General features: G+C 37.3%; 30 protein-coding genes. All 30 read left to right on the forward strand.

Features of this window, described 5'->3' with window-relative positions; translation table 11 throughout:
• Positions 1-54: 54 nt before the first annotated feature.
• The 30 genes from HYD3684_RS01315 (at position 55) to map (ending at position 25,483) form a co-directional block, all read left to right on the forward strand.
• Complete coding sequence (locus HYD3684_RS01315) at positions 55-4,467, forward strand: DNA-directed RNA polymerase subunit beta (RefSeq protein WP_015418895.1); 4,413 nt, start codon at positions 55-57, stop codon at positions 4,465-4,467.
• Positions 4,467-9,152, forward strand: coding sequence for a DNA-directed RNA polymerase subunit beta' (gene rpoC, locus HYD3684_RS01320; protein ID WP_015418896.1), 4,686 nt, complete (start codon positions 4,467-4,469; stop codon positions 9,150-9,152). The genes HYD3684_RS01315 and rpoC overlap by 1 nt, the downstream gene beginning before the upstream one ends.
• Before the next feature lie 70 nt (positions 9,153-9,222).
• Positions 9,223-9,630: a 30S ribosomal protein S12 gene (gene rpsL / locus HYD3684_RS01325; protein WP_012513307.1), complete on the forward strand. Its 408-nt coding sequence runs from the start codon at positions 9,223-9,225 to the stop codon at positions 9,628-9,630.
• A complete protein-coding gene (gene rpsG / locus HYD3684_RS01330) occupies positions 9,630-10,112 on the forward strand; it encodes a 30S ribosomal protein S7 (RefSeq protein ID WP_015418897.1) in 483 nt (160 codons plus the stop codon). Before rpsL ends, rpsG begins: the two co-directional genes overlap by 1 nt.
• 14 nt (positions 10,113-10,126) lie before the next feature.
• Positions 10,127-12,205, forward strand: a complete 2,079-nt coding sequence (fusA, locus tag HYD3684_RS01335) for an elongation factor G (RefSeq protein ID WP_015418898.1) — start codon at positions 10,127-10,129, stop codon at positions 12,203-12,205.
• Positions 12,206-12,218: 13 nt separating this feature from the next.
• Positions 12,219-13,436 carry an elongation factor Tu gene (tuf, locus tag HYD3684_RS01340; protein WP_015418888.1) on the forward strand — a complete coding sequence of 406 codons (1,218 nt, stop codon included), beginning with the start codon at positions 12,219-12,221 and terminating at the stop codon, positions 13,434-13,436.
• A 10-nt stretch (positions 13,437-13,446) separates the two neighbouring features.
• Positions 13,447-13,761, forward strand: a complete 315-nt coding sequence (rpsJ, locus tag HYD3684_RS01345) for a 30S ribosomal protein S10 (RefSeq protein WP_012513310.1) — start codon at positions 13,447-13,449, stop codon at positions 13,759-13,761.
• Between the two features lie 4 nt (positions 13,762-13,765).
• On the forward strand, positions 13,766-14,464 hold the full coding sequence (gene rplC / locus HYD3684_RS01350; protein WP_015418899.1) for a 50S ribosomal protein L3: 699 nt from the start codon (positions 13,766-13,768) through the stop codon (positions 14,462-14,464).
• A gap of 1 nt (position 14,465) precedes the next feature.
• Positions 14,466-15,068 carry a 50S ribosomal protein L4 gene (rplD, locus tag HYD3684_RS01355; protein ID WP_015418900.1) on the forward strand — a complete coding sequence of 201 codons (603 nt, stop codon included), beginning with the start codon at positions 14,466-14,468 and terminating at the stop codon, positions 15,066-15,068.
• Positions 15,065-15,364 (forward strand): 50S ribosomal protein L23, encoded by a 300-nt coding sequence (rplW, locus tag HYD3684_RS01360; protein ID WP_012513313.1) that lies wholly within the window; start codon positions 15,065-15,067, stop codon positions 15,362-15,364. The genes rplD and rplW overlap by 4 nt, the downstream gene beginning before the upstream one ends.
• Positions 15,365-15,374: 10 nt before the next feature.
• A complete protein-coding gene (gene rplB / locus HYD3684_RS01365) occupies positions 15,375-16,241 on the forward strand; it encodes a 50S ribosomal protein L2 (RefSeq protein ID WP_015418901.1) in 867 nt (288 codons plus the stop codon).
• A 164-nt stretch (positions 16,242-16,405) separates the two neighbouring features.
• The gene (gene rpsS, locus HYD3684_RS08415) at positions 16,406-16,702 is read left to right on the forward strand and encodes a 30S ribosomal protein S19 (RefSeq protein ID WP_174256046.1); all 297 of its coding nucleotides are present in this window, start codon (positions 16,406-16,408) and stop codon (positions 16,700-16,702) included.
• 10 nt (positions 16,703-16,712) lie between these two features.
• The gene (rplV, locus tag HYD3684_RS01375; RefSeq protein WP_015418903.1) at positions 16,713-17,078 is read left to right on the forward strand and encodes a 50S ribosomal protein L22; all 366 of its coding nucleotides are present in this window, start codon (positions 16,713-16,715) and stop codon (positions 17,076-17,078) included.
• A complete protein-coding gene (rpsC, locus tag HYD3684_RS01380) occupies positions 17,078-17,773 on the forward strand; it encodes a 30S ribosomal protein S3 (RefSeq protein WP_012513317.1) in 696 nt (231 codons plus the stop codon). The genes rplV and rpsC overlap by 1 nt, the downstream gene beginning before the upstream one ends.
• 4 nt (positions 17,774-17,777) lie before the next feature.
• Positions 17,778-18,203, forward strand: coding sequence for a 50S ribosomal protein L16 (gene rplP, locus HYD3684_RS01385; protein WP_015418904.1), 426 nt, complete (start codon positions 17,778-17,780; stop codon positions 18,201-18,203).
• Positions 18,200-18,400, forward strand: a complete 201-nt coding sequence (rpmC, locus tag HYD3684_RS01390) for a 50S ribosomal protein L29 (RefSeq protein ID WP_015418905.1) — start codon at positions 18,200-18,202, stop codon at positions 18,398-18,400. The genes rplP and rpmC overlap by 4 nt, the downstream gene beginning before the upstream one ends.
• A complete protein-coding gene (gene rpsQ, locus HYD3684_RS01395; protein ID WP_015418906.1) occupies positions 18,397-18,675 on the forward strand; it encodes a 30S ribosomal protein S17 in 279 nt (92 codons plus the stop codon). Before rpmC ends, rpsQ begins: the two co-directional genes overlap by 4 nt.
• 52 nt (positions 18,676-18,727) lie before the next feature.
• Positions 18,728-19,093 (forward strand): 50S ribosomal protein L14, encoded by a 366-nt coding sequence (gene rplN, locus HYD3684_RS01400; protein WP_015418907.1) that lies wholly within the window; start codon positions 18,728-18,730, stop codon positions 19,091-19,093.
• Positions 19,093-19,449, forward strand: a complete 357-nt coding sequence (gene rplX / locus HYD3684_RS01405; RefSeq protein WP_015418908.1) for a 50S ribosomal protein L24 — start codon at positions 19,093-19,095, stop codon at positions 19,447-19,449. The genes rplN and rplX overlap by 1 nt, the downstream gene beginning before the upstream one ends.
• A 5-nt stretch (positions 19,450-19,454) precedes the next feature.
• Complete coding sequence (gene rplE / locus HYD3684_RS01410; RefSeq protein WP_015418909.1) at positions 19,455-20,018, forward strand: 50S ribosomal protein L5; 564 nt, start codon at positions 19,455-19,457, stop codon at positions 20,016-20,018.
• Positions 20,019-20,027: 9 nt separating this feature from the next.
• Positions 20,028-20,216, forward strand: a complete 189-nt coding sequence (locus HYD3684_RS01415) for a type Z 30S ribosomal protein S14 (protein WP_012513324.1) — start codon at positions 20,028-20,030, stop codon at positions 20,214-20,216.
• Between the two features lie 11 nt (positions 20,217-20,227).
• Entirely contained in the window at positions 20,228-20,638 is a 411-nt protein-coding gene (gene rpsH, locus HYD3684_RS01420; RefSeq protein WP_015418910.1) for a 30S ribosomal protein S8, read from the forward strand.
• 12 nt (positions 20,639-20,650) lie between these two features.
• Positions 20,651-21,196: a 50S ribosomal protein L6 gene (rplF, locus tag HYD3684_RS01425; protein ID WP_015418911.1), complete on the forward strand. Its 546-nt coding sequence runs from the start codon at positions 20,651-20,653 to the stop codon at positions 21,194-21,196.
• Positions 21,197-21,207: 11 nt separating this feature from the next.
• A complete protein-coding gene (gene rplR / locus HYD3684_RS01430) occupies positions 21,208-21,576 on the forward strand; it encodes a 50S ribosomal protein L18 (RefSeq protein ID WP_015418912.1) in 369 nt (122 codons plus the stop codon).
• Between the two features lie 9 nt (positions 21,577-21,585).
• Positions 21,586-22,155: a 30S ribosomal protein S5 gene (gene rpsE / locus HYD3684_RS01435; protein ID WP_015418913.1), complete on the forward strand. Its 570-nt coding sequence runs from the start codon at positions 21,586-21,588 to the stop codon at positions 22,153-22,155.
• Positions 22,156-22,158: 3 nt separating this feature from the next.
• A complete protein-coding gene (gene rpmD, locus HYD3684_RS01440) occupies positions 22,159-22,338 on the forward strand; it encodes a 50S ribosomal protein L30 (RefSeq protein ID WP_015418914.1) in 180 nt (59 codons plus the stop codon).
• Positions 22,335-22,793: a 50S ribosomal protein L15 gene (rplO, locus tag HYD3684_RS01445; protein ID WP_015418915.1), complete on the forward strand. Its 459-nt coding sequence runs from the start codon at positions 22,335-22,337 to the stop codon at positions 22,791-22,793. Before rpmD ends, rplO begins: the two co-directional genes overlap by 4 nt.
• Positions 22,786-24,078, forward strand: coding sequence for a preprotein translocase subunit SecY (secY, locus tag HYD3684_RS01450; protein ID WP_015418916.1), 1,293 nt, complete (start codon positions 22,786-22,788; stop codon positions 24,076-24,078). Before rplO ends, secY begins: the two co-directional genes overlap by 8 nt.
• Positions 24,078-24,713 (forward strand): adenylate kinase, encoded by a 636-nt coding sequence (locus tag HYD3684_RS01455; protein ID WP_041112972.1) that lies wholly within the window; start codon positions 24,078-24,080, stop codon positions 24,711-24,713. Before secY ends, HYD3684_RS01455 begins: the two co-directional genes overlap by 1 nt.
• Positions 24,710-25,483: a type I methionyl aminopeptidase gene (gene map / locus HYD3684_RS01460; RefSeq protein ID WP_015418918.1), complete on the forward strand. Its 774-nt coding sequence runs from the start codon at positions 24,710-24,712 to the stop codon at positions 25,481-25,483. Before HYD3684_RS01455 ends, map begins: the two co-directional genes overlap by 4 nt.

Here is a 25,483-nt window from a genome sequence, read left to right on the forward strand (position 1 = left end):
GGTGCATTTTGTTTTTTTTAATATGTTTAAAAATTTTTATAAGGTGGTGAAGTTATGCTTAAATTAAAGCATGCTATACCAAGAAAATTTTTTGGTAGACGTAGTGAGCTTTTAGATTTACCATTTTTAGTTAAGGTCCCCACAGAATCCTTTGAAAACTTCATTCAATTCAATGTGCCACCAACCAAAAGGAAAGAGCAGGGTCTTGAATATATACTAAGAACTTCGTTTCCATTTCAAGATACCAACAAAAATATTACGGTGGAATATATAGGGTATGAGATTGGAAATTGGGAATGCAACAAGTGTGGCTATAAACCAGAGACGGATTTTTTAGCTGGTGCTGATACAGAATGTCCAAAATGCAAAACAATACTTTCTTATAAAGAAAAATATACACCAGAAGAATGTAAAGAAAAAGGAATAACCTACAGTGCCCCCCTAAGGATAATGTTAAGACTTAGAAAAAAGACAAAATCAGGGGAGTTTGTAGACACACCAAAGAAAATATACTTTGGTGAAATGCCAATGATGACACCTATAGGCACTTTTGTCATAAATGGAAGCGAAAGAGTTGTTGTCAATCAACTTATAAGATCTCCTGGTATATTCTATTCTGATAAGGAAGATAGGCAAAAAGAAGGCACTGTATCAAGAACAATCTTTACAGCTAGCATACATCCAGATAAAGGCTCCCGAATAGAGTTTGAATTGTCCACCAATTCAGATATAATATCTGCAAGGATAGATAAAAAGCGTATAAGCGCTATCTCAATATTGAGGGCTTTCGGTTTAGAAACCGCCTACGATATATTGTCTCAATTTTATGAAGATGTTAAGGCTTTTAACGTAAAAGATGGTCTTATAATTGATAAAAACACCGGAGAAGTATACAAGCCAGAGGATTTAGAATCTCACTATCTTTTTGCAGTTTTAAGATATACCGCCAAGATAGAAGGCACTGAGAAAGAAGAGGAGTTTATAGAAGAAAGGTATATTGAAGATTTGAATGTACTAAATAGGTTGATAAAAGATGAAAGGGTAAAGATAGAGCTATTGACTGCAGTACAATCAGAGAAAACCACCAAAAGCTTTTATGGAAAGATAATTCTTGAAACTCTCATAAACGATACGAAAGCAAAGGATCAGCATGGCAAGAGCTTGGTAAGAACCAATTCTCAATTTACTTTAAGAGACATAGGTTTAAGAGATATATACGTAAAGCTTAGATCTATGGAAGGTCTTGTTCAGGAAATGGCTGATATCATACAGCGTTCTAGAGCCTACTTTGAAGCTTACTTCCAGGATATTGCAAGGTTTGATCTGTCTAAAGTAGGTAGAGTTAAAATAAACGCCAAAATCTATATACACAAAAGAGAGCTTACAGAAAAAGACTTGGAAATTTTTGATGAGCTTCCGGTTTTAGAGTTGGCTAAAGATTATGATAACTATAAAGAAGGTACTATCCTAACAAAGGATATTTTTGAGGATATCTTAAAATCTCATAAAACTGTAGAGGTAAGAGATTATACTGGCTTAGAAGCAAGATTTTTAAATTATAAAGATTTGGTAAATGCAATTAAATATTTGTTAAAGGTAAGGTTTGGTAAGGAAAAGAAAGACGATATTGCCCACCTTGGCAACAGAAGAGTAAGACCAATAGGTGAACTCTTGGAAAACCAAGCTCGTATCGGTATAGCCAGGATGTTGAAATCCTTTAGGGATAAAGTTGCTACGATAAATCCAGAAGATCCTACAATAAAAGCTCAAGACTTGGTAAACTCTAGGTATCTTGTATCTTCTATGTTTGAATTTTTAAAAGGTGGTCAGCTTTCTCAATATCTTGATAATACCAATCCTTTATCTTCGTTAACACACAGAAGAAGATTGTCTGCTTTGGGTCCTGGTGGTTTAACCAGAGAGAGCGCTAAATTTGAAATAAGAGACGTTCATCCTTCTCACTACGGTAGGCTTTGTCCTATAGAAACTCCAGAAGGCCAGAACATAGGTCTTGTGACTTCTATGACCACTTACGCTCAAACCAACGAGTATGGATTCTTGGTAACTCCTTATAGGAAAGTTGTGAACGGTGTTGTAACAGATCAAATAGAGTTTTTAGCCGCTTACGAAGAAGAAAACTTTGTAATAGCACAAAGTACCCCTACAGACCAAAAAGGTAAAATACTGGGCGATAGGGTAATAGCCAGATATAAAAACGATATACAGATTGTTAAACCATCTGACGTAAACTATATAGACGTATCTCCAAGACAAATAATATCGGTATCAGCTTCTCTTATTCCGTTTCTAGAACATGACGATGCGAATAGAGCTTTGATGGGTTCCAACATGCAAAGACAGGCAGTACCTCTCATATTTACACAAGCTCCTTTGATAGGTACAGGAATGGAATCAAGAGTGGCTATAGATAGTGGTGCTGTCATTTTAGCCAAAAGAGGAGGCGTGGTAGAAGAGGTAGATTCAAATCGTATTGTTATAAGGGTAAATCCTGATGAAATAAACGAAAAAGACCCTCTTGATATGGGTATTGATGTTTATAAGCTTTTAAAATTTGTAAAAACAAACCAAAACACATCTATAAACCAAAGACCAATAGTGCATAAAGGCCAAAAGGTAAAAAAGGGCGATTGTATAGCAGACGGTCAATCTACCTTTATGGGTGAATTGGCTCTTGGAAAAGATTTGCTTGTTTGCTTTATGCCGTGGCGTGGTTATAATTTCGAGGACGCTATAGTAATATCAGAAAGGTTGGTGAAAGAAGATGTGCTCACTTCTGTTCATATAGAAGAGCTAAAAGCAGAAGCCAGAGAAACAAAGATAGGTGATGAAGAGATCACTAGACAAGTGCCTGGGGTATCAGAAAAAGCGTTGGCTTATCTTGATGAGTACGGTATAGTTAAGATTGGTACATATGTAAAACCAGGCGACATATTGGTGGGTAAGGTTACTCCCATTGGAGAAACTCAATTAACTCCAGAGCAGAAACTCTTGCAAGCCATCTTTGGTGAAAAGACTAGAGATGTTAAAGACTCCTCTTTAAGATGCCCACCTGGTGTTGAAGGTGTTGTGGTAGATGTACAGGTGTTTACCAGAAAGTTAAGCGAAAGCAAGAAAAACCCTCTAGTAGAGCATGTAGAGCAAGAAGAGAAAAACCGCATAAAGAAAGAGAAAGAGTTCATGCTTAACCTCGTTATAGAAAAGCGTAACGAGATAGTAAAAGACCTTGTGATTGGTAAGGTTATAAACAAACCTATAAAGTTGGCTAAAAAGACATACGAAGAAGGCACTGTAATAGATGAAGCTCTTTTTGACAACATAGCCAATTTTGTTATAACAAAGCCAGAAAACTTTTTCTCCGATAAAAAGCTTATAAAGAAGATAGAGGAAATAAGGGATAAAGCTCAAGCCCAGCGTAAGGTTATAGATAAGATATACGAAGAAAAGATAGAAAATGTTGGAAAGCAAAGCGATTTACCAAGCGGTGTGATAACAATGGTAAAAGTCTACATAGCTCAAAAGCGTAAAATAAGGGTGGGGGATAAGATGGCTGGTAGGCACGGGAACAAAGGTGTTATATCTGTAGTGCTTCCAGTTGAGGATATGCCATTTTTACCAGATGGTACTCCTGTAGATGTAGTGTTGAACCCTCTTGGTGTGCCATCTCGTATGAACGTTGGTCAAATTTTGGAAACGCACCTTGGAATGGCTTCAAAATACATAGGTAAGAAAATTCAGGAGATGATAGATGAATACTTTGATAGAGAAGAAATAACAGAGTATATAGCCAGCATTTACGCCATAGGTGATAAGAACAACGAGAATAAGAATTTCATCAAGAATATGCTAAAAAGCTTATCCGATGAAGAGTTTAAAAACGTTGTGAGTTTTATTGCTCAAAACGGCATCCCTATGGCTACTCCAGCTTTTGAAGGTTGTAGTGAAGAGGATTTGAAAACGCTACTCAAAGAAGCTGGTTTGCCAGAGGATGGTAAATTTGTGTTGTACGACGGTAGGACTGGTGAGTCTTTTGATTTTAGAGTTACCACAGGTTATATGCATATGTTGAAGTTGATACATATGGTAGAAGATAAGATACACGCTCGTTCCACTGGTCCTTACTCTTTAGTAACGCAGCAGCCTCTTGGAGGTAGGGCTCAATTTGGTGGTCAACGTTTGGGTGAAATGGAAGTGTGGGCGTTGGAAGCTCACGGCGCAGCTTATACGTTACAAGAGATGCTAACGGTGAAATCCGATGACATAGAAGGCAGAAATAGAGCTTATGAATCTATAGTAAAAGGTAAATATTTCTACTCACCCGGTATACCAGAATCTTTCAAAGTTTTAGTAAGAGAATTGAAATCGTTGGGACTAAACGTTGTATGTGAGAATGGAGAGGCTAAAAGCTGCGATAGTGTTGATTTGGATAAGAAAGAGGAGGAACGTTAATGAAGAGAGGTTTGTTACCTTTTAATAAGATAAAGCTTTTACTTGCATCACCAGAGCAAATACTTAGTTGGAGCCACGGAGAAGTTAAGCGCCCTGAGACTTTGAATTATCGAACTCTAAAACCTGAAAAAGAAGGTCTTTTCTGTGCAAAAATATTTGGGCCTTTGAAAGATTACGAATGTTTGTGTGGAAAATATAAAGGTAAGAGATTTGAAGGTACTATTTGTGATAGATGCGGTGTTGAAGTAACGAGAGCTTACGTTAGAAGAGAGCGTTTTGGCCATATAACCCTTGCTACTCCTTGTGCTCATATATGGTTTTTAAAATCTTCTCCATCTAAGATAGGTGCATTGCTCGGTTTGTCTGCTAGAGATATAGAAAAGGTTATATATTTTGAGTCTTACTTGGTGGTAGAATACCCAACCCCTGACATGGAGGCTACTTTCTCAAATTCAGAAAATACTATCCCTGTTATAAAAGATGGTATTACTTATCATGTAAAACTACATGTTGTTACGGAAGAACAATATGAGAAGGAGTTTGCTTACAGCGTTGACAACAGGTACGAAAGCGGAATGGGAGCTGAATTTGTAAGATATGTTTTATCTATTTTAGATTTAGAAACATTTGCTTTTAAGCTAAAGAAAATTTTAAAGCCTTACACCTTTGGATTCGAGGATTTGGGTCCAAAGATGGAAGCAGAGCATAAAAAGCTTTACGAAAAGATAATAATGTTTTTAGCAGACAGGATAAAGCTTTACAGTATAGGTATCGCTACATCGCTTAACGGTGTGCAAATGTCTCTTGAAGACGTGATTCATGGTATTATAAGCGAGTCAATATACTTAAACATAAAAACTGGAGAAATTGCCAATCAGGATTTAGGGGATGACTGGTATACTTCAAAAGATGCTATAAGGTATAGATTTGAATACGTAAGAGGACAAAATCAAAATATCCCCGTTTTTGATAAAATACAAGAAGATGTTAGAAATATAGTTTTGAAGGACTTTTCGGATACAAGGGTTAAAAATTTAGTAAAAACCTTAAAACTTGTAGAAGGCTTTTTGAAATCTTCCAACAGACCCGAATGGATGATATTAACAGTTTTACCAGTAATACCTCCAGAGTTAAGGCCACTTGTGGCTTTAGACGGGGGTAAGTTTGCTACATCTGATTTAAACGATCTTTACAGAAGGCTTATAAATAGAAACAACCGCTTGAAAAGGCTTATAGACTTAGATGCTCCTGATATCATAGTGAGAAATGAAAAGAGAATGCTCCAAGAATCAGTGGATGTTCTTATAGACAACGGCAAGAGAGGTAAAGTAGTAAGTCAACACAATAGACCACTTAAAAGTTTATCAGATTATCTCAAAGGAAAGCAAGGCAGATTTAGACAAAACCTTTTAGGTAAGAGAGTCGATTATTCTGGCCGTTCTGTCATAGTGGTAGGACCTTCTTTGAAGATGCATCAGTGTGGTTTGCCAAAGATAATGGCTTTAGAGTTGTTCAAACCGTTCGTTTATAGAAGACTTGAGGAAAAAGGTTATGCCACTTCTATAAAAAATGCTAGAAAGATGGTAGATCAAAAACAGCCAGAAGTATGGGAATGTTTAGAAGAAGTTGTCAAGCAACATCCAGTATTGCTAAACAGAGCTCCTACGCTACACAGGATGTCTATTCAAGCCTTTGAACCTGTTTTGGTGGAAGGCAAGGCAATTCAACTTCATCCGTTGGTATGCCCTCCATTTAACGCAGACTTTGATGGTGACCAAATGGCTGTGCATGTACCTCTTGGTATAGAGGCTCAGCTAGAATCTTATATACTAATGCTTTCAACTCAAAACATACTCTCACCTGCTAACGGAAAGCCAATTATGTTGCCATCTCAAGATATGGTGTTGGGACTTTTTTACGCTTCAAACTATGTAAAAGGTGCTAAGGGAGAAGGCAAAGTATTCTTCTCTAAAGAAGAGGCGTTTTTGGCTTTTGAAAACAAAAAGATAGATATTCATGCTGTTATAAAGGTGAAGATAGGGGATACTTTTGTAGAGACAAGCATAGGTAGACTTCTTATAAATGAGGCATTGCCAAAGGGTTATAGATTTGTGAACGAAGTTCTTGATAAGAAAAGCATATCGAAGCTTATAGCCGATATTCACAAAATTTATGGTTCGGAAATCACTGCTCAAACTCTTGATAGACTCAAGGAATTTGGTTTTGAAATGGCTACAAGGGCTGGAATATCTATAGGTATTGAAGATATGAAGATACCAAAAGCCAAGAAACGTCTTGTAGATAAAGCTTTTAACCAAATGGATGAAGTCCTTGATCAATATAGAAAAGGTATAATAACAAACAAAGAAAGGTACAACAAAACTATAGATATTTGGTCACAAACCACGGAAGATGTTACAAAGGCTATGTTCTCTGAAATAGAAAAATCTGAACAAATAGAGAACAACAAGAAATTGCCAGGTCTTTTCAATCCTATATATATGATGGCAAACTCAGGTGCTCGTGGTAACAAAGACCAGTTAAGACAGTTAGCAGGTATGAGAGGTCTTATGGCAAAGCACTCCGGTGAATTTATAGAAACGCCAATTACCTCAAACTTTAGAGAAGGATTATCTGTATTAGAATACTTCATATCAACTTACGGTGCTAGAAAAGGTCTTGCTGATACCGCTCTAAAAACATCTTTTGCTGGTTATCTAACTAGAAGACTTGTAGATGTGGCTCAAGATGTGGTTATCACAGAATACGATTGTGGTACTAAGAAATATGAAGTTATAGAAGCGATAGTAGAAAGTGGTGAAGAAAGAATATCTTTAAAAGAAAGATTGATAGGAAGAGTTTTGGCTGAAGATATATACGACCCAAACAGCAAAGAGCTTATAGCAAAAGCCAACGAAGTTGTAGATGAAGAGCTTGCAGCTAGGATACAGCAAGCCGGTGTAGTGCAAGTTAAAGCCAGGTCCGTACTAACCTGCGAATCTGAAAACGGTATATGCTCTATGTGCTATGGATGGGATTTATCTCAAAGAAAACTTGTTTCTCCTGGAGAGGCTGTAGGTATTATAGCTGCTCAATCAATAGGTGAGCCTGGTACTCAGCTTACGATGAGAACATTCCACATAGGTGGTGCTGCTACCGCTCAAAAGGTACAGAGCGAACTCGTTATAGAAAATAGTGGTATTATAAAATTCCAAGGTTTAAAGCTTTTAAAGAATAGAAACGGTAAGTTTATAAACATATCTCAAGAAGGTGTAATATTTGTATTGGATTCAAACGGAAGAACTATAGAAAGACACACAGTTCCTTATGCTGCAGAGATTTTGTTTAAAGATGGCTCAGAAGTAAAACAAGGGGATATAGTGGCAAAATGGGATCCATTTAACACATACATAATAGCTGAGTCAAGCGGAGAGCTTATTTTAAAGGATATTATAGTAGATGTTACAGTAAGAGAAGAAAAAGACACTCTTACTGGTAAAACAGCCATAGTAGTATCTTTCTTAAGGGCTAAAGACGCTCAACTGCACTCACCAAGAATAGTTATAAAGTCTGAAGATGGTCATGAGTATTCTTATGATTTACCGGTAAACTCTATATTAAATGTACCATTCGAAAAGCTTAAAACCGTATGGGATAAGTGTTTAGCTTGTTCTGAGGCTGAAAAGAATGATGTTCAGCACAATTACTATTATTTAGATAGCTTTGTAGTACACCCAGGGGATATTATAGCTCGTATTCCTAAAGAAACAACGAAAGTCAGAGACATAGTAGGAGGTCTTCCAAGGGTTGAGGAGTTGTTTGAGGCCAGGAAACCTAAAAACCCCGCTATTATATCTGAGATAGATGGTATAGTTAAGATATACGAAGACGCAGATGAAGTAATGATAATATCGCCAAAAGGCACCAAAAAATACGATATAAAGAACGAGTTTATTTTGATTAAACATGGTCAAGAGGTGAAAGAGGGTACAAAAATTACAGATACCATAGTTAGCGATGTTAGCGGCAAAGCTATAGTAAGGGCAAAAGGTAGTAAGATAGTGGTTTACAACAAGCAGACAGGCCAAGAAAAAGTTTATTCTGTGCCAAAAGGTAAGTTTTTACAAGTAAAAGACGGTGATTATGTAAAAGTTGGTGATCAATTAACGGATGGTACTCCGCTTCTTGAAGAGATACTTAAAATAAAGGGTATAGACGAGCTTCAAAAGTTCTTATTAAAAGAAGTTCAGATGGTGTATAAACTTCAAGGTGTTGATATAAACGATAAACATATAGAGATAATAATTCGTCAAATGCTAAGGAAAAGAGTAATAGTAGATCCAGGGGATAGCAGATTTGTGGCGAACGAAGAGGTTGATGTAACAGAGTTCAACAAAGAGGTGGAAAGAATTAGAAAAGAAGGTGGTAAAATACCAAAAGCAGAGCCTATATTGGTGGGTATTACTAAGGCTGCGCTGTCTACCAAAAGCTGGATATCTGCTGCTTCTTTCCAAGAGACTACTAGAGTTTTGACAGAAGCTGCTAGCGAAGGAAAAGTTGATGATTTGTCAGGTATAAAAGAAAATGTTATAATTGGTAATCTTATACCTGCCGGTACTGGTCTTGAAGAGTACAAAAATGTGAAAATAGAGATTGTAGAGCATGCTACACAGTCTAAGAAGTAAGCTTAAAACGCTTGCTTTTTTTGAGCTTTTATGCTAAAATATTAGCTTATTGTTTAGGAGGAGAAAGTAAATGCCTACGGTGAACCAGCTTATAAAAGAAGGACGCGAGAAGATAAAGAAAAAGAGTAAGGCTCCTGCTTTGCAGGGCAATCCTCAGAAAAGAGGCGTTTGTGTACGTGTTTATACTGTTACGCCAAAAAAGCCAAACTCTGCTCTTAGAAAAGTGGCTAGGGTAAGATTGTCAAACGGTATAGAAGTTACTTGTTATATTCCAGGGGAAGGGCATAACCTTCAAGAGCACTCTATAGTGCTTGTAAGAGGCGGTAGGGTAAAAGATTTACCAGGTGTTAGATATAAGATAATTCGCGGAGCTTTAGATACTGCCGGTGTTGCTAATAGAAGACAGTCTAGGTCAAAGTACGGTGCTAAGAGACCTAAAGCTGGTGCCGCTCAAGCTACAAAAGGGGGTAAGAAGTAATGCCTAGGAAAGGAAGAGTTCCAAGAAGAGAGATATTACCAGACGCTAAATACAACAGTATTATAGTTCACAAGCTTATAAATAAGGTCATGAAAGATGGCAAGAAGAGCACGGCCGAATATATAGTCTATACTGCTTTAGAGAGAGTGGCTGAGAAGCTCAGTTTATCGCCAGTGGAAGTGCTTGAAAAGGCTCTTGAAAATGTGAAGCCAGTTTGGGAAGTGCGTCCTCGTCGTGTTGGTGGTGCTACTTATCAAGTGCCAGTGGAAGTAGAAGAGCATAGAAGAGAATCATTGGGTATCAAATGGCTGGTGGATGCAGCCAGAGAAAGAGCTAGACATAGAGGTTCTTATACGATGGAAGAAAGGTTGGCAGCAGAAATTATGGACGCCATAGAGAATAAAGGTGCTGCTGTGAAGAAAAAAGAAGATACTCACAGGATGGCGGAAGCTAATAAAGTTTTTGCTCATTTTAAGTGGTAAAGGGGAGATAGAATATGCCAAGAACAGTTCCTATTCAAGATTTGAGAAACATAGGTATAGTAGCTCACATAGACGCTGGTAAAACTACCACTACGGAGCGTATACTTTATTATACTGGTAAAACATATAAGATAGGTGAAGTTCATGAAGGTGCTGCAACGATGGACTGGATGCCTCAAGAAAAAGAAAGAGGTATTACCATTACAGCAGCTACTACAGCTTGCTATTGGGCAGGCAAGCAGATAAACATAATAGATACTCCGGGACACGTGGACTTCTCTGTGGAAGTTGTTAGGTCAATGCGTGTTTTGGACGGCATTATATTTATTTTCTCAGCCGTTGAAGGTGTACAACCCCAGTCTGAGGCAAACTGGAGATGGGCAGATAAGTTCAACGTTGCTCGTATAGCTTTTATAAATAAATTAGATAGATTGGGTGCAGATTTTTACAGGGTTTACGATGAGATAGCTAAAAAACTTACGATAAAGCCAGTAGCAATTCAAATCCCTATAGGTACAGAAGATAATTTTGTTGGTGTTGTGGATCTTATGAATATGAAAGCCATTATATGGCTTGAAGAAACCTTAGGTGCAAAATACGAAATAAGAGATATTCCAGAAGAGTATAAAGCTAAGGCTCAAGAATGGCGTGAGAAAATGGTAGAATCCATAGCTGAAACAGATGATGCTTTGATGGAAAAATATTTGGAAGGTCAAGAGTTAACTATAGATGAGCTAAAACAAGCTTTAAGGAAAGCTACTATAAATAAACAGTTAGTACCTGTTTTATGTGGTTCTGCTTTTAAAAACAAGGGTGTTCAACCTCTATTGGATGCTGTAGTAGATTATCTTCCATCTCCTTTGGATGTGCCACCTGTAACAGGCATAAATCCAAAAACAAATCAAGAAGAAATTAGATTGCCCCAAGACGATCAGCCTTTCTGTGCTTATATATTCAAGGTTGTATCAGACCCTTACGCAGGTCAGCTAAGCTATTTTAGAGTTTTTTCTGGAAAAGTTCAAGCTGGTTCTTATGTGTTAAATTCTACTAAGGATAAAAAAGAGCGTATTGGAAGACTTCTTTTGATGCATGCTAATACAAGAGAAGATATTACAGAAGTTGCGGCTGGTGAGATAGCTGCGGCTGTAGGTGTTGATGCTGCTACTGGTGATACCATATGCGATGAGAAGAGTCCTATTATTTTGGAAAAACTCGAGTTTCCAGAGCCTGTTATATCTATGGCCATAGAACCAAAAACAAAGAAAGATCAAGAGAAACTTTCTCAAGTGTTAAATAAATTCATGAAAGAAGATCCGACGTTTAAAGCCTCTATGGATCCAGAAACTGGACAAACGTTGATACATGGAATGGGTGAGCTTCATCTTGAAATAATGGTAGACAGGATGAAGAGGGAATATAACATAGAGGTAAATGTAGGTAAGCCTCAGGTGGCTTACAAAGAGGCTATAAAAGGCAAAGCTGTGGCTGAAGGTAAGTTTATAAGACAAACGGGTGGTAGAGGTCAGTACGGTCACGTTGTTATAGAGGTAGAACCGTTAGAAAGAGGAAGCGGTTTTGTATTTGAAAATGCTATAGTAGGCGGTGTTATACCAAAAGAGTTTATTCCTCCTGTGGAAGAAGGTATAAAAGAAGCCATGGAAAATGGTGTATTGGCTGGTTATCCAGTGGTTGACGTGAAGGTTAAGCTTTTTGACGGTTCTTACCACGAAGTGGACTCTTCTGAAATAGCCTTTAAAATAGCTGGTTCAATGGCTTTTAAAGAAGCCGCTAAGAAAGCTGGTGTAGTGCTTTTAGAACCTATAATGGAAGTGGAAGTTGAAACTCCAGATGATTATGTTGGAGATGTTATAGGAGATTTAAACTCAAGACGCGGCAAAATTATGGGCATGGAAAATAAAGGCGTCATTACTTCTATAAAAGCACACGTGCCGCTGTCTGAAATGTTTGGTTACGCTACTAACCTTAGAAGTTTAACACAGGGGCGTGGTACGTTTATAATGAAATTCTCCCATTACAGTGAAGCACCTCAAAGTATTACAGAGAAAGTAGTTGGAGAAAGAACTCATACTTAAAAAGGAGTAGCTTATGGCAAAGGAAAAGTTTGTTAGAGAGAAAGAGCACATTAACGTAGGTACCATAGGTCACGTTGACCATGGTAAATCTACCTTAACATCTGCTATAACCTGTGTGTTAGCTGCTGGTGTATTACCAGGTGGTAAGGCAAAATGCTACCGTTATGAAGAAATAGACAAAGCACCTGAAGAGAAAGAAAGAGGTATTACCATCAACATAACTCACGTTGAATACGAAACACCAAAAAGGCACTACGCTCACGTTGACTGTCCTGGACACGCAGACTACATAAAGAACATGATTACAGGTGCCGCTCAAATGGATGGTGCAATACTTGTTGTATCAGCAGCAGATGGTCCAATGCCCCAAACCAGAGAACACGTTTTGTTAGCAAGACAAGTTAACGTTCCTTACATAGTGGTATTTATGAACAAATGTGACATGGTAGATGACCCAGAGCTATTAGATCTAGTAGAGTTAGAAGTAAGAGACCTACTAAACAAGTACGAATTTCCAGGTGATGATGTGCCAATTATAAGAGGTTCTGCTTTAGGAGCCCTTGAAGAACTAGACAAAGGCAAACCAGACAAATGGTGCAATGCAATAGTAGATCTCATGAAAGCCCTAGATGAATACATACCATCTCCTCAAAGAGAAATCGATAAACCATTCCTAATGCCAATAGAAGACGTCTTTACCATCTCTGGTAGAGGTACCGTTGTAACAGGTAGAGTGGAAAGAGGTGTACTAAAACCAGGTGAAGAAGTAGAAATAGTAGGTCTAAAAGAAGAATCCCTAAAAACCACAGCCACATCTATAGAAATGTTTAGAAAAATCCTCGATGAAGCATTGCCAGGTGACAACGTAGGTGTGCTGTTAAGAGGTGTAGGCAAAGACCAAGTAGAAAGAGGTCAAGTATTAGCAAAACCAGGTTCTATAACCCCACACAAAAGATTTAAAGCTCAAGTATACGTACTCTCTAAAGAAGAAGGTGGTAGACACACTCCATTCTTCCTAAACTACAGACCACAATTCTACATAAGAACCGCTGACGTAACAGGTACAGTGGTAAAACTTCCAGAAGGTCAAGAAATGGTAATGCCCGGTGATAACGTAGAGCTTGAAGTAGAGCTAATACATCCAGTGGCTATGGAAGAAGGTCTTAGATTTGCCATAAGAGAAGGTGGTAGAACAGTAGGTGCTGGTGTTGTCACCAAGATTATAGAGTGAGGAAGTTAGTATGGAGCAGGATAAAATACGTATAAAGCTTAAATCTTACGATTATAAACTTTTGGATCAATCTGTTAAGCAAATAGTGGAAACAGTTAAACGAACGGGAAGCTCCGTAAAGGGGCCGATCCCTTTGCCTACTTCTAGAAGGCGCTGGGTTGTTTTGCGCTCACCTCATAAGTTTGATCAATCTAGAGAACATTTTGAAATTAGAGAGTTCAAAAGAATGTTAGATATAGTAAAGATTACACCACAAACTATAGAATCTCTTATGGAGATAAGCCTTCCAGCTGGTGTTGATATTGAAGTTAAGATGAGAGGTTGAGGATATGATAGGTCTTATAGGTAAGAAGCTTGGAATGATGAGAGTTTTTTTAAATGATGGCACAGCTATTCCAGTAACTGCTATTAAAGTAGAACCTAACTATGTAATTTATATTAAAAGCTCTGAAACAGACGGTTATAATGCCATACAGGTAGGTAGCATTCCTTTAAAGCAAAGTAGATTTAAAAAGCCAATGGTTGGTCATTTTAAGAAAGCCAATTTGACACCATTAAAATATTTAAAAGAATTTAGAGTAGATGATGTTTCTAGTTTCGCGTTAGGTCAGGAACTAGGTGTTGATATATTTTCACCTGGTGAGTTGGTGGATATAGTTGGAAGGTCAAAAGGTAGAGGTTTTACAGGTACCATGAAAAGATGGGATTTTGGTGGTTTTCCAAAATCTCACGGTCATAGGTATCATAGGGCTGTAGGTTCTGTAGGAAATCGTACTGATCCTGGTAGAGTTTGGAAGAGCAAAAGAATGGCAGGAAGACACGGTAATGAAACTATAAGGGTTCAAGCTCTTTTAGTTGTGGATGTTTTGAAGGACAAAGGAATTATTCTTGTAAAGGGCTCTGTGCCTGGTCATAAAGATGGAATTGTATATATAGAAAAGAGTCATATTGCCTTTAGAAAGAAAGCTCAAAGGAAGCAGGAGCGTTTGTCTTTTATACCATCAAATCTTTTAAGGCAGGAAGTGTGATATGTTGGTGAATGGTGTAGAATTAAGAGATGATGTTTTTAATGTAGAACCTAAAAAGCATATTTTGTGGGATGTGGTTAGATGGCAGCTTGCTAAAAGAAGACAAGGTACTCATTCCACAAAGACTAGAGCTGAAGTAAATTGTAGTAAGAAAAAGATATTACCTCAAAAAGGTACTGGTAACGCTAGACACGGTGCCAGGTCTGCAAATATCTTTGTTGGTGGCGGTGTTGTACATGGCCCTAAGCCTAGAGATTATGAGTATAAGCTATCTAAGAAGTACAGAAAAATAGCTCTTGCTATGGCTCTTAGCACAAAAGCTAAGAACAACTCTGTTTATGTATTAGAATCTTTGTTATCTTCTTTAGAAAAGCCCAAAACTAAGGTGGCTTTTGAGCTTTTAAAAGAAAGAGGTCTATCTGATAAGAAAGTTTTGGTGGTGACAGAAGATCAAAACGATATTGTTTCTAAAAGCTTTAAAAATATACCAAATACAAAAGTATTACCCGTTGTAGGTCTTAACGTTTACGATATTCTTTGGGCTGATGCTTTGTTGATAGAGCAAGGAGCCTTGGAAAAAATTTATGAGAGGGTAAGTTTATGAGAGCACCTGAAGAAGTTATTATACGTCCTATAATCACTGAGAAGACAAATAGATTGATGGAAGATTTAAATAAGTATGTATTTGAAGTTCACAAAGACGCCAACAAACATGAAATAAAGCATGCTGTGGAAAAGCTGTTTGGAGTAAAAGTGAAAGCTGTTAACACTCTTTATGCAAGACCAAGGGTAAAAAGGACAATAACAAGAAGAGGCAGAGTTTACGGTGCCACAAGAGGTTATAAGAAGGCCATCATTACCCTTGATAAGAATTCGAAAATAGATTTTATGAGCTTGTGAGGTTATATATATGGGTGTAAGAAAGTTAAAACCTGTAACAAACGGACAAAGACATGCTATACTTTACGATTATTCTGAGCTTACTAGAAGAGAACCGGAAAAAAGCCTTACTTATTATTATAAAAGGGCTTTAGGTAGAAGCAGGCAACAAGGTAAAATTACTTCCAGATGGAAAGGCGCTGGTAACAAGATAAGGTATCGTTTGATAGATTTTAAAAGAGATAAAAGTCTTATACCGGCAAAAGTTTATTCTATAGAGTATGACCCGTTTAGAAGCGCTCGTATAGCTTTGCTTCATTATAAAGACGGTGAAAAAAGGTACATCGTATGGCCTGATAAACTTAACGTGGGCGATACAGTGGTTTCTATAAGTTATGAAGATGCTATTAAAGGCAAGGAGCTTCCTGATATAAAGCCCGGCAACGCTATGCCTTTGCGATTTATTCCTGTGGGTACTTTTATTCACAATATAGAGTTAAATCCTGGTAGAGGTGCAAAGCTTGTAAGAGCCGCTGGTTTATCAGCCCAAGTGATAGGTAAGATAGAAGGATATGCTCAAGTACGCTTACCTTCTGGTGAGGTAAGGCTTATAAATGATAAATGCATGGCTACTATAGGTGTTGTGGGTTTGGCTGAGCACGAGCTTGTTAAACTTGGAAAAGCCGGTAGAGCTAGATGGTTAGGTATGAGGCCAAATGTTCGTGGTACAGCTATGAACCCAGTAGATCACCCACATGGTGGTGGTGAAGGTAAAACAAAAGGTAAGCATCCAGAATCACCTTGGGGTTGGAAAACTAAAGGCTATAAGACCAAGAGAGGAAAGAGATATTCTGATAGGTTCATAATATCCAAAAGGAACGCTGGAGGTAAGGTATAATGGGTTTTAGAGGTGCTTGGAATAAAAGAAACAAATTGATAGAGGATTTAGATACATTTTTGAAACTTTATAAAAAAACTCAAAAAGCTTATAAAAAGGTTAGAAAGGTTGAATTTTCTAACAACGATGAGCTTATAGAAAACGCCAAAAAAAGATATCAAGAAATTTGGGATGAATTTAGAGCTTTTGTAAACAAAAAAGCTTGGGTAGATCCAAAACTATGGGCGACGATTAGAAAGATGAATCAAACTGGTGATAGAAAAGTGGTGAAGACATATTCTAGGGATAGTCAAGTGATATCTGAGTTTGTTAACCATACTATAGCTGTTCATAACGGTAAGACTTTTGTGCCCATATATATAACCCCTGAAATGGTGGGTCATAAGCTAGGGGAATTTGCTCCTACCAGGACTTTTAGATCTCACCCAGATAAATCTGCTAAAGTGGTAAAGAAGAAGTGAGGTATAGATTATGAGTATAGAAGTGGTAAGCAAGGCTGTTCATAAAAACGCTAGGATCTCACCCCTTAAGGCTTCTCAAGTGTTGAGGCTTTTAAGAGGAAAACCTGTAGAATATGCTATGTACCAACTTAGTTTTATGAACAAGAAAGCCGCTGTGATAATAAAAAATGTTTTAAAGAGCGCTATAGCAAACGCTGAGCAAAAGGGTATTGATCCTACAAAGTTGGTGATATTAGAAGCGAAAGCTGATAAAGGTATAATGTTTAGGAAGTGGATGCCAAGAGCTCATGGTAGGGCCACTATGATGAGAAAAAATACATCTCATATCACTATAGCTTTAGGAGAGTTGAAAGAAGCTACTGAGGAGGCTAAGTAATGGGTCAAAAAACTCATCCAATAGGTTTTAGAATAGGGGTTACAAAAGATTGGTTAAGCAAATGGTGTACTTCTAAGAAAGAATATCCAAATACTTTACATGAAGATATTGTTATTAGGAAATATATTAAAGAAAGATATAAATCCGCCGGTATATCAAAGGTAACCATTGAAAGATCAGGGGAGAAGATAAGGGTAAGGATCTTATCTTCTAAGCCAGGTATCATAATCGGTAGAAAAGGTGCTGAAGTTGATCAATTAAAAAACGATTTGGAAAGAATTGTTAAAAACAAAGATATAAGCTTAAGTGTAGATGAGGTTAGAGTACCGCAGCTAGATGCCCAACTTGTGGCTGAAGATATAGCTCTTCAAATTGAAAGGCGTGTATCTCATAGAAGAGCTATGAAAAGAGCTATAGATAACGCTATTAAAAGCGGTGCAAAAGGTATAAAAGTTCAAGTAAAAGGCAGAATAGGTGGTGCTGATTTGGCTAGAGCTGAATGGTTCTTGGTGGGTAGGATGCCTTTACAAACACTAAGAGCTGATATAGATTATGGCTATGCTACCGCTTATACGAAATACGGTATTTTAGGTATAAAAGTATGGATTTATAAAGGCGATATACTAAAAGGTGGAAAAGAAGAGATAATGAAAAAGATAGAAGAAGACCTTGTAAGCCAAGCAAAGGAGGTATAAGGAAATGTCTTTTTTACAACCTAGTAGGCAAAAGTATAGAAAAACCCAAAGAGGCACTTTAAAAGGTAAATCTTTTAGAGGAAATCAAGTGGCATTTGGAGAATACGGTATTCAAGCATTGGAAAGTCATTGGATTACTCAAAGGCAGATAGAAGCCTCTCGTATAGCTTTGGTGAGAAATCTAAGAAAGGGTACAAAGGTATGGATTAGAATTTTTCCCGATAAGCCATATACCAAGAAACCTGCAGAAGTTAGAGGTGGTGGTGGTAAAGGTGATCCAGAAGGCTATGTAGCCGTTGTAAAGCCTGGTAGGATAATGTTTGAGTTTTCAGATGTACCTCAAGATATGGCCGAAGAAGCTTTTAGAAAAGTGTCTGCTAAGCTGCCTATAAAGGTAAGACTTGTTAAGGCAGGAGGCATGAGCGTATGAAAGCTAGAGATCTTCGTCAGCTAAGCATACAAGAGCTTGAGGCTAAGCTTAAAGAGTTGAAAACAGAGTTGTTTAAACTCCGTATTACAAAAAAGATTGAGGGTCTTAAAGAGCCTTCTAAAATAAGAGATACTAAGAGAGATATAGCAAGGATTTTGACGGTGATAAACGAAAAGAAGAGAGGCCAAGCGGTATGAAAGAGAAAAAGTGGCATCAGAAGAGAAAAGAGTTTAAAGGCGTTGTTGTTAGCAACAAGATGGACAAATCTGTAGTTGTAAAAGTAAATAGAGAAATGCCCGATCCATTGTATGGCAAAAGAGTTATAAAATCTACTAAATTCCATGCTCACGACCCAGAGAACGCTTGCTCTATTGGCGATGTTGTGCTTATTAGAGAGACTAGACCGATATCCAAAACAAAAAGATGGGTGGTAGTTAAAATTTTATCTAAAAATTCTTCTTTGCAGTCTTAGATAAATTATGCTATAATATTCGTTTTAGAATGCTTTATTCAGGAGAGAGCTTATGATACAGAGACAGAGTTATTTGAATGTGGCTGATAATTCTGGAGCAAAAAAGGTGCAGATAATAGGTATACCTTATGCTCTAAGGCAGTATGTTAGTGTTGGAGATGTTGTAACGGTGACTGTTAAAGAAGCAACCCCAAATGGTGCAGCTAAGAAAGGTAAAGTTTATAGAGCCGTCGTGGTAAGGGTTGCCAAAGAGCTAAAAAGAAGCGACGGTTCTTATATAAAGTTTGATGATAATGCCGTAATACTTTTGAATCAGTATGGTGAATCCCTCGGTACTCGTATATTGGGACCTATAGCGAGAGAAGTGAGAAATAGAGGTTTTACCAAGATTGCTTCTTTGGCTGCGGAGGTTGTATAATGGCTTTTAAGATAAAACGAGGTGATAAAGTAAAAGTATTAGCAGGTAAAGATAGAGGCAAGATCAGTACTGTTGAATTTTTGGATACCAAAAGCGGTAAAGTTGTTGTTAAAAACGTCAACATAGCTAAAAAGCACGTTAAGGCTATAGAAGGAAGAAGAGAAGGCGGTATATACGAGATAGAACTTCCTATGCCTATATCTAAGGTTATGCTTGTATGTCCAAAATGTGAAAAACCTACGAGAGTAGGCTTTAGAATAGAAGAAAAAGATGGTGTGGTTAGAAAATATAGATATTGTAAAAAGTGTAATGAAAATATAGATCTTGTTTATGAGAAAAATAAACTGAAGAGGTAAGACTTATGTCTACAGAGGTAAAGCAAAAACAAAGATTGCAAGAGCGATTTGAGAAAGTCGTAGTACCTAGATTGATGGAAAGGTTTAATTATAAAAGCCCGATGGAAGTTCCAAGGATAATAAAGATAGTGGTAAATATGGGTGTAGGAGAAGCTATAAGCGATATAAAAAATCTAGATAGAGCTATGGAAGATTTAAAGCTTATAACTGGCCAATATCCTTCTGTTAGAAAAGCTAAAAAATCAGAAGCTTCTTTTAAGTTAAGAAAGGGTCTTCCAATAGGCTTAAAGGTTACTTTAAGAAAGGATAGAATGTGGAACTTTTTAGATAAGTTAATATCTGTAGCATTACCTCGTGTGAAAGATTTTAAAGGTTTAAATCCTAGGTCTTTCGATGGTAGAGGAAATTATGCTTTTGGCTTATCAGAGCAAATAGTGTTTCCAGAGATAGATTACGAAAAAGTAGATGCCATAAGAGGTATGGATATTCTTATTCATACAAGCGCAAAAACTGATGAAGAAGCCTTGTATTTGTTGGCTTTGCTTGGATTACCTATAAGAGCTTATTAAGGAGGATGTATGCCTAGAAAAGCGAAAGTTGTAAAGGATTTGAAGCATTTCCCTAAGTATGCCACTAGACAAAAAAATAGATGTCCTATATGCGGAAGACCTAGAGGGTTTTTAAGGAGATTCAACATGTGTAGGTTGTGTTTTAGAGAGATGGCTTTAAGCGGTGAGATTACCGGAGTGAGAAAATCCAGTTGGTGAGGTGGTAATGTATGGATGTTATTGCTGATATGTTTGCTAGAATTAGAAATGGTATTCAAAGAAAAAGAGATTTTGTGGATGTACCGCACTCTAAATTAAAACAACGTATTTTAGAGCTTTTAAAACAAGAAGGTTATATACAAAATTATGAAATTTTAGAAGATGATGTCCATAAAAAGGGTAATCAACCCACTATAAGGATTTATTTAAAGTATCTTGATCAAAGAAAAACACGTCCTGCAATAGAAAAGATAGAAAAAGTATCTACTCCAGGTAGAAGAGTTTATACACCTATAAAGAAGATGCCTCACGTGAGAAGAGGCCTTGGTTTGGCTATAGTGTCTTGTGATAGTGGTATAATATCAGATGCTCAAGCCAGAAAACTTAAAAAGGGCGGCGAAATTATAGGATACGTTTATTAAAAGGAGAGTGCTATGTCTAGAATAGGTAAAAAACCAATAGCTATACCTAACAACGTTAAGGTTTCTTTAGATGGTAATGTTTTAACTATAGAAGGTCCCAAAGGTAAGTTGTCAATGCCTGTTCATGAGATTGTGAATGTAAAGATAGACAACAATCAAATAACAGTATCAAAAAATCAAGATTCTCCTTTTGCCCAAGCTATGCACGGTACCACTGCAGCTCTTATAAAAAACATGATAGAAGGTGTTTCTAAGGGATACTCAGTGACTTTAGAGGTGGTTGGCCTTGGTTATAAAGCAGCCATGAAAGGCCAAGAGCTGGAGTTAAATTTAGGTTATTCACATCCAATATACTATAAACCACCTGCTGGTATTAAACTCGAGGTTAAAGAAAATAAGATTACTGTGTCTGGTATAGATAAGCAGCTGGTTGGTCAAGTGGCTGCTGAAATTATAAAGTTTAGGAAACCTGATCCTTACAAAGGAAAGGGTATAAGATATGAAGGTCAAGTGCTTAAACTAAAACCAGGAAAATCTGCAGGTAAAGGTAAGAAGTAAGGAGTTAAGGTATGAAGCTTACAAGAGAAGAAAAGCGTATTAAAAGACATAGAAGGATAAGAAAGAAAATAAGCGGCACAGCTTTAAGGCCGAGGTTGTGTATTTATAGGAGTTTAAATGCTTTTTACGCCTCTTTGGTAGATGATACTACTGGTAACACCATTCTTACAGTATCATCTTTGAGCAAAGAATATGTGGAAGCTACTGGTAAAAGAGGCGGTAAGTCTATAGAAGCTGTTCAAAAGGTAGCTGAAATTTTGGTTCAAAAAGCTAAAGAAAAAGGTATAGAAAAAGCGGTTTTTGATAGGTCTGGTTATCTTTATCACGGTAAAGTAAAGGCTTTTGCGGAAAAATGCAGAGAGTTAGGGCTTATAAATTAGGAGGTTAACGTGGGCGCTAAGGATTTAAACCAAAGGATAGATGCCAAAAGGATAGAGCAAGGTATAACCACGCTTGATGATATTCAGTTTGAGGAGAGGCTTTTAGAAGCTGCCAGAACTACCCGTGTTACAAAAGGTGGGAAGCGTTTTTCTTTTAGCGCTTTGGTGGTAATAGGCGATAGAAGAGGCTATGTAGGGTTTGGACTTGGTAAAGCTAGAGAGGTTCCGCTTTCTATAGCAAAAGCCATAGAAGATGCTAAAAAGAAAACTATAAGAGTTCCTATAGTAAATGGCACTATACCTCACGACGTTGTTGGAGAGTATGGTTCTGCTCGCATTATAGCTTTTCCAGCTAGAAGAGGTACAGGTGTTATAGCTGGTGGTGCTGCTAAGCCTATATTTGAATTGGCAGGCTATACGGATGTGCTTACAAAAATAGTGGGAAGCTCAAACCATCATAACGTAGTAAGGGCTGTGTTTGATGCGCTTTTAAAATTAAGAGATATAGATACAATAGCTAAAGTAAAAGGCACAACTGTAGAGGATTTGAGAGAAAGATACAACATATATGCGAGGTGATTTATGAAGCTTAAGATAGTCTTGAAAAGAGGATTGGCTGGCAAAGATAAAGCAAAAAAAGAAGCTATCAGGAGTTTAGGTCTAAAGAAAGTTGGTGAAACCGTTATATTAGAGAAAAATCCTATGGTATGTGGAAATCTTGAAAAGGTAAAACACCTTGTATGCGTGGAGGAACTGTCATGAATTTGCACGAGTTAAAACCAAACGAAGGTGCTGTAAAAGATAAAAAGCGTGTAGGTAGGGGTTTAGGTTCTGGTAAAGGTAAAACGGCAGGTAGAGGATATAAGGGTCAAAAATCTAGGTCTGGTGATAACAGAGTAGCTCCTTACTTCGAAGGTGGTCAAACACCACTTCATATGAGAGTGCCAAAGGTAGGTTTTAGAAGTCCTTTTAAGAAGGAATATTCTGTAATAAATTTGTCAATGCTAGAGAAACATTTTAACGATGGTGATGAGATTACCAAAGAAACTCTTCTTGCTAAAAGCTTGATAAAAAAGGGTAAACCTGTAAAAATTTTAGGTATGGGTGAAGTCACTAAAAAATTTAAAGTAAAAGTGGATGCTATATCTTCATCCGCCAAGCAGAAAATAGAAGCTGCTGGTGGTAGTGTGGAGATTTTAGAGGCAGCAGGTGAATAATTTTTTAAAAGAAATACTTGAACTAGAAACCTTAAGAAAAAGAGTAGTATTTACTTTAATAGTATTTGCTATATATAGACTTGGTAGCCATATACCGATTCCCGGTGTAGACCCTGTAGCTCTATCAGACTTTATGAGCAACTTAAAAGGGTCTTTGTTTTCTTTGTACGATATATTTTCTGGTGGTAACCTTTCGCGGATGACATTGTTTGCTCTTGGTGTAATGCCTTATATATCGGCTTCTATAGTTATGCAGCTTTTGTCAAGCGCAATACCAGAGCTTCAAAGATTGGCAAAGGAAGAGGGTGATTACGGAAGACAGAAAATAAACGAGTACACAAAATATATAACTGTGTTTGTAGCTGGTTTTCAATCGCTGGGTATAGCTACTTGGTTGGAACATCAGACTTCTCCTCACGGATATCCTGTTGTTCCTCATGGGGGAATACTTTTTGTAGTTCTTGCGGTACTTGGAATAGTAGCCAGTACTATGATATTGGTATGGCTTGGTGATATGATAACGGAAAAAGGTATAGGCAACGGTATGTCTATGCTTATATTCGCCGGTATAGTTGCCAATTTTCCAGAGGCTACCATAAGGTTTGTATCTATGCTTAGGCATGGCGATATTAGTCCTTTTGCTTTTGTGGGGGCTATACTTATAGTAATTGCCGTAATAGCCGCTATTGTAATATTTCAAGAAGCAGAGAGAAGAATACCTATACAATATCCAAGAAGACAAGTGGGAAGACAAGAATTTGTTGGTGGTGCTACATATTTACCTATTAAGCTAAACCCAGCTGGTGTTATACCTATTATATTTGCTCAATCTCTTTTAATTGTTCCTTCTACAATACTAGGATTTATAAAAAATCCTATAGCTCAGTCTATACACGATGCTTTTAATCCTCTTTCTTTGCCTTACAATTTTGCTTACGTGGTACTAATAATATTTTTTACATATTTTTATACAGCTGTTTTGATTAACCCATACGATGTGGCTGAGAATTTGAAAAAAGCGAATGGTTTTATACCAGGCGTAAGGCCAGGTCAACAAACTGTAAAGTTTTTTGAAAGTGTTATCAACAGATTGGTTATTATAGGAGCTGTTTTCTTGTCAGTAGTGGCTATTGTACCTTTGTTTTTGACGGTTTGGCTAAAAGTACCTTTTTACTTTGGTGGTACTACCGCTCTTATAGTGGTTGGAGTAGCTCTTGATACTTTAAATCAAATAGATGCTCAAATAATAACTAAAAAGTATAAAGCTTATACGAGGAAAAAATGATGATTTTGGTGTTGTTAGGTCCTCCTGGTTCTGGTAAAGGTACACAAGGGGCTCTTTTGAAAAATAGGCTTGGTTTTGAGCACATATCTACTGGTGATATGCTAAGAGCCGAAGTGTCTAAGAAATCTCCTCTCGGTCTAAAGGCTGAGGAGTATATGAAGCAGGGACTTTTGGTGCCGGATGATTTAATTATAGCCATGATAAAAAATATTTTGATTCAAGCCCCTAATAAGAATTATGTTTTCGATGGGTTTCCAAGAAATGTAAATCAGGCGGAAGCTTTTGAAACAATGCTAAATACTATGGGATTACAAGTAGATAAGGTATTTTACTTTGATCTAGACGATGATGTTATAATAAAACGTCTTTCTGGTAGAAGAGTGTGTCCAAAGTGCGGCGCCACTTACAATATTTATTATCAAAAGCCCAAAAATGATACTTTATGCGATAACGATGCTACACCTCTAATTCAAAGAGACGATGATAAAGAAGAGGTTATAGCAAATAGACTGAGAGTCTACAAAGAACAAACCTTTCCGCTCATAGAGTATTACAAATCAAAAAACAAGCTTTTTGTGGTATCTGCTAATGGTACCCAAGAAGAGGTATTTGAAAAACTAAAAAGTATGTTATGATAGAGCTTTATTCAAAATCTGAGATAGAAAAGATAAAAAAAGCTTGTCAAATAGTTAGTGATGTGCTAAAATATATAGCTTCTATGGTAAAGCCAGGAGTTATAACTTACGATTTAGAGATGGCGGCTAGAGAAAAGACTAAAGAGCTTGGTGGTATACCGGCTTTTTTGAACTATCAACCACCTTTTTCTAAGAAAAAATATCCAGCTGCTTTATGTGTTTCTATAAACGATGAAGTAGTGCATGGCATTCCATCGAAAACAAAAAAAATAAAAGACGGAGACCTTGTAAGTCTTGATTTTGGCGCTATATACGATGGCTATGCAGGCGATGCAGCCATGACGATAGGAGTTGGTAATATTTCTTTAGAAAACCAGAAACTTATCGAGGCTACTAAAAAGGCTTTGTATGAGGCTATTGCACAATGTAAACCGGGAAACTACCTTTATAATGTATCTAAAAGCATAGAAACCGTGGCAAAAGAGTATGGTTTTGGTGTAGTGTGCGAATACGGTGGTCATGGAATAGGCAGAAATAGCCATGAGGAACCTTTTGTAGCCAATTGTACAGAGGTTATCACTTCTAAAATGAATGTGCAGTTAAAACCTGGTATGGTTATAGCCATAGAGCCTATGTTTACCACTGGTAACGGTGCTGTTTATAAAGCAAACGATGGATGGACTATAAAAGCAAAGGGTAAGTACGCTTGTCATTTTGAGCATACGGTAGCTATACTTGAAGAGGGTCCTGTAGTGTTAACGGAGTGGTAA

This window comes from Hydrogenobaculum sp. 3684 (assembly GCF_000213785.1).
GTDB lineage: Bacteria > Aquificota > Aquificia > Aquificales > Aquificaceae > Hydrogenobaculum.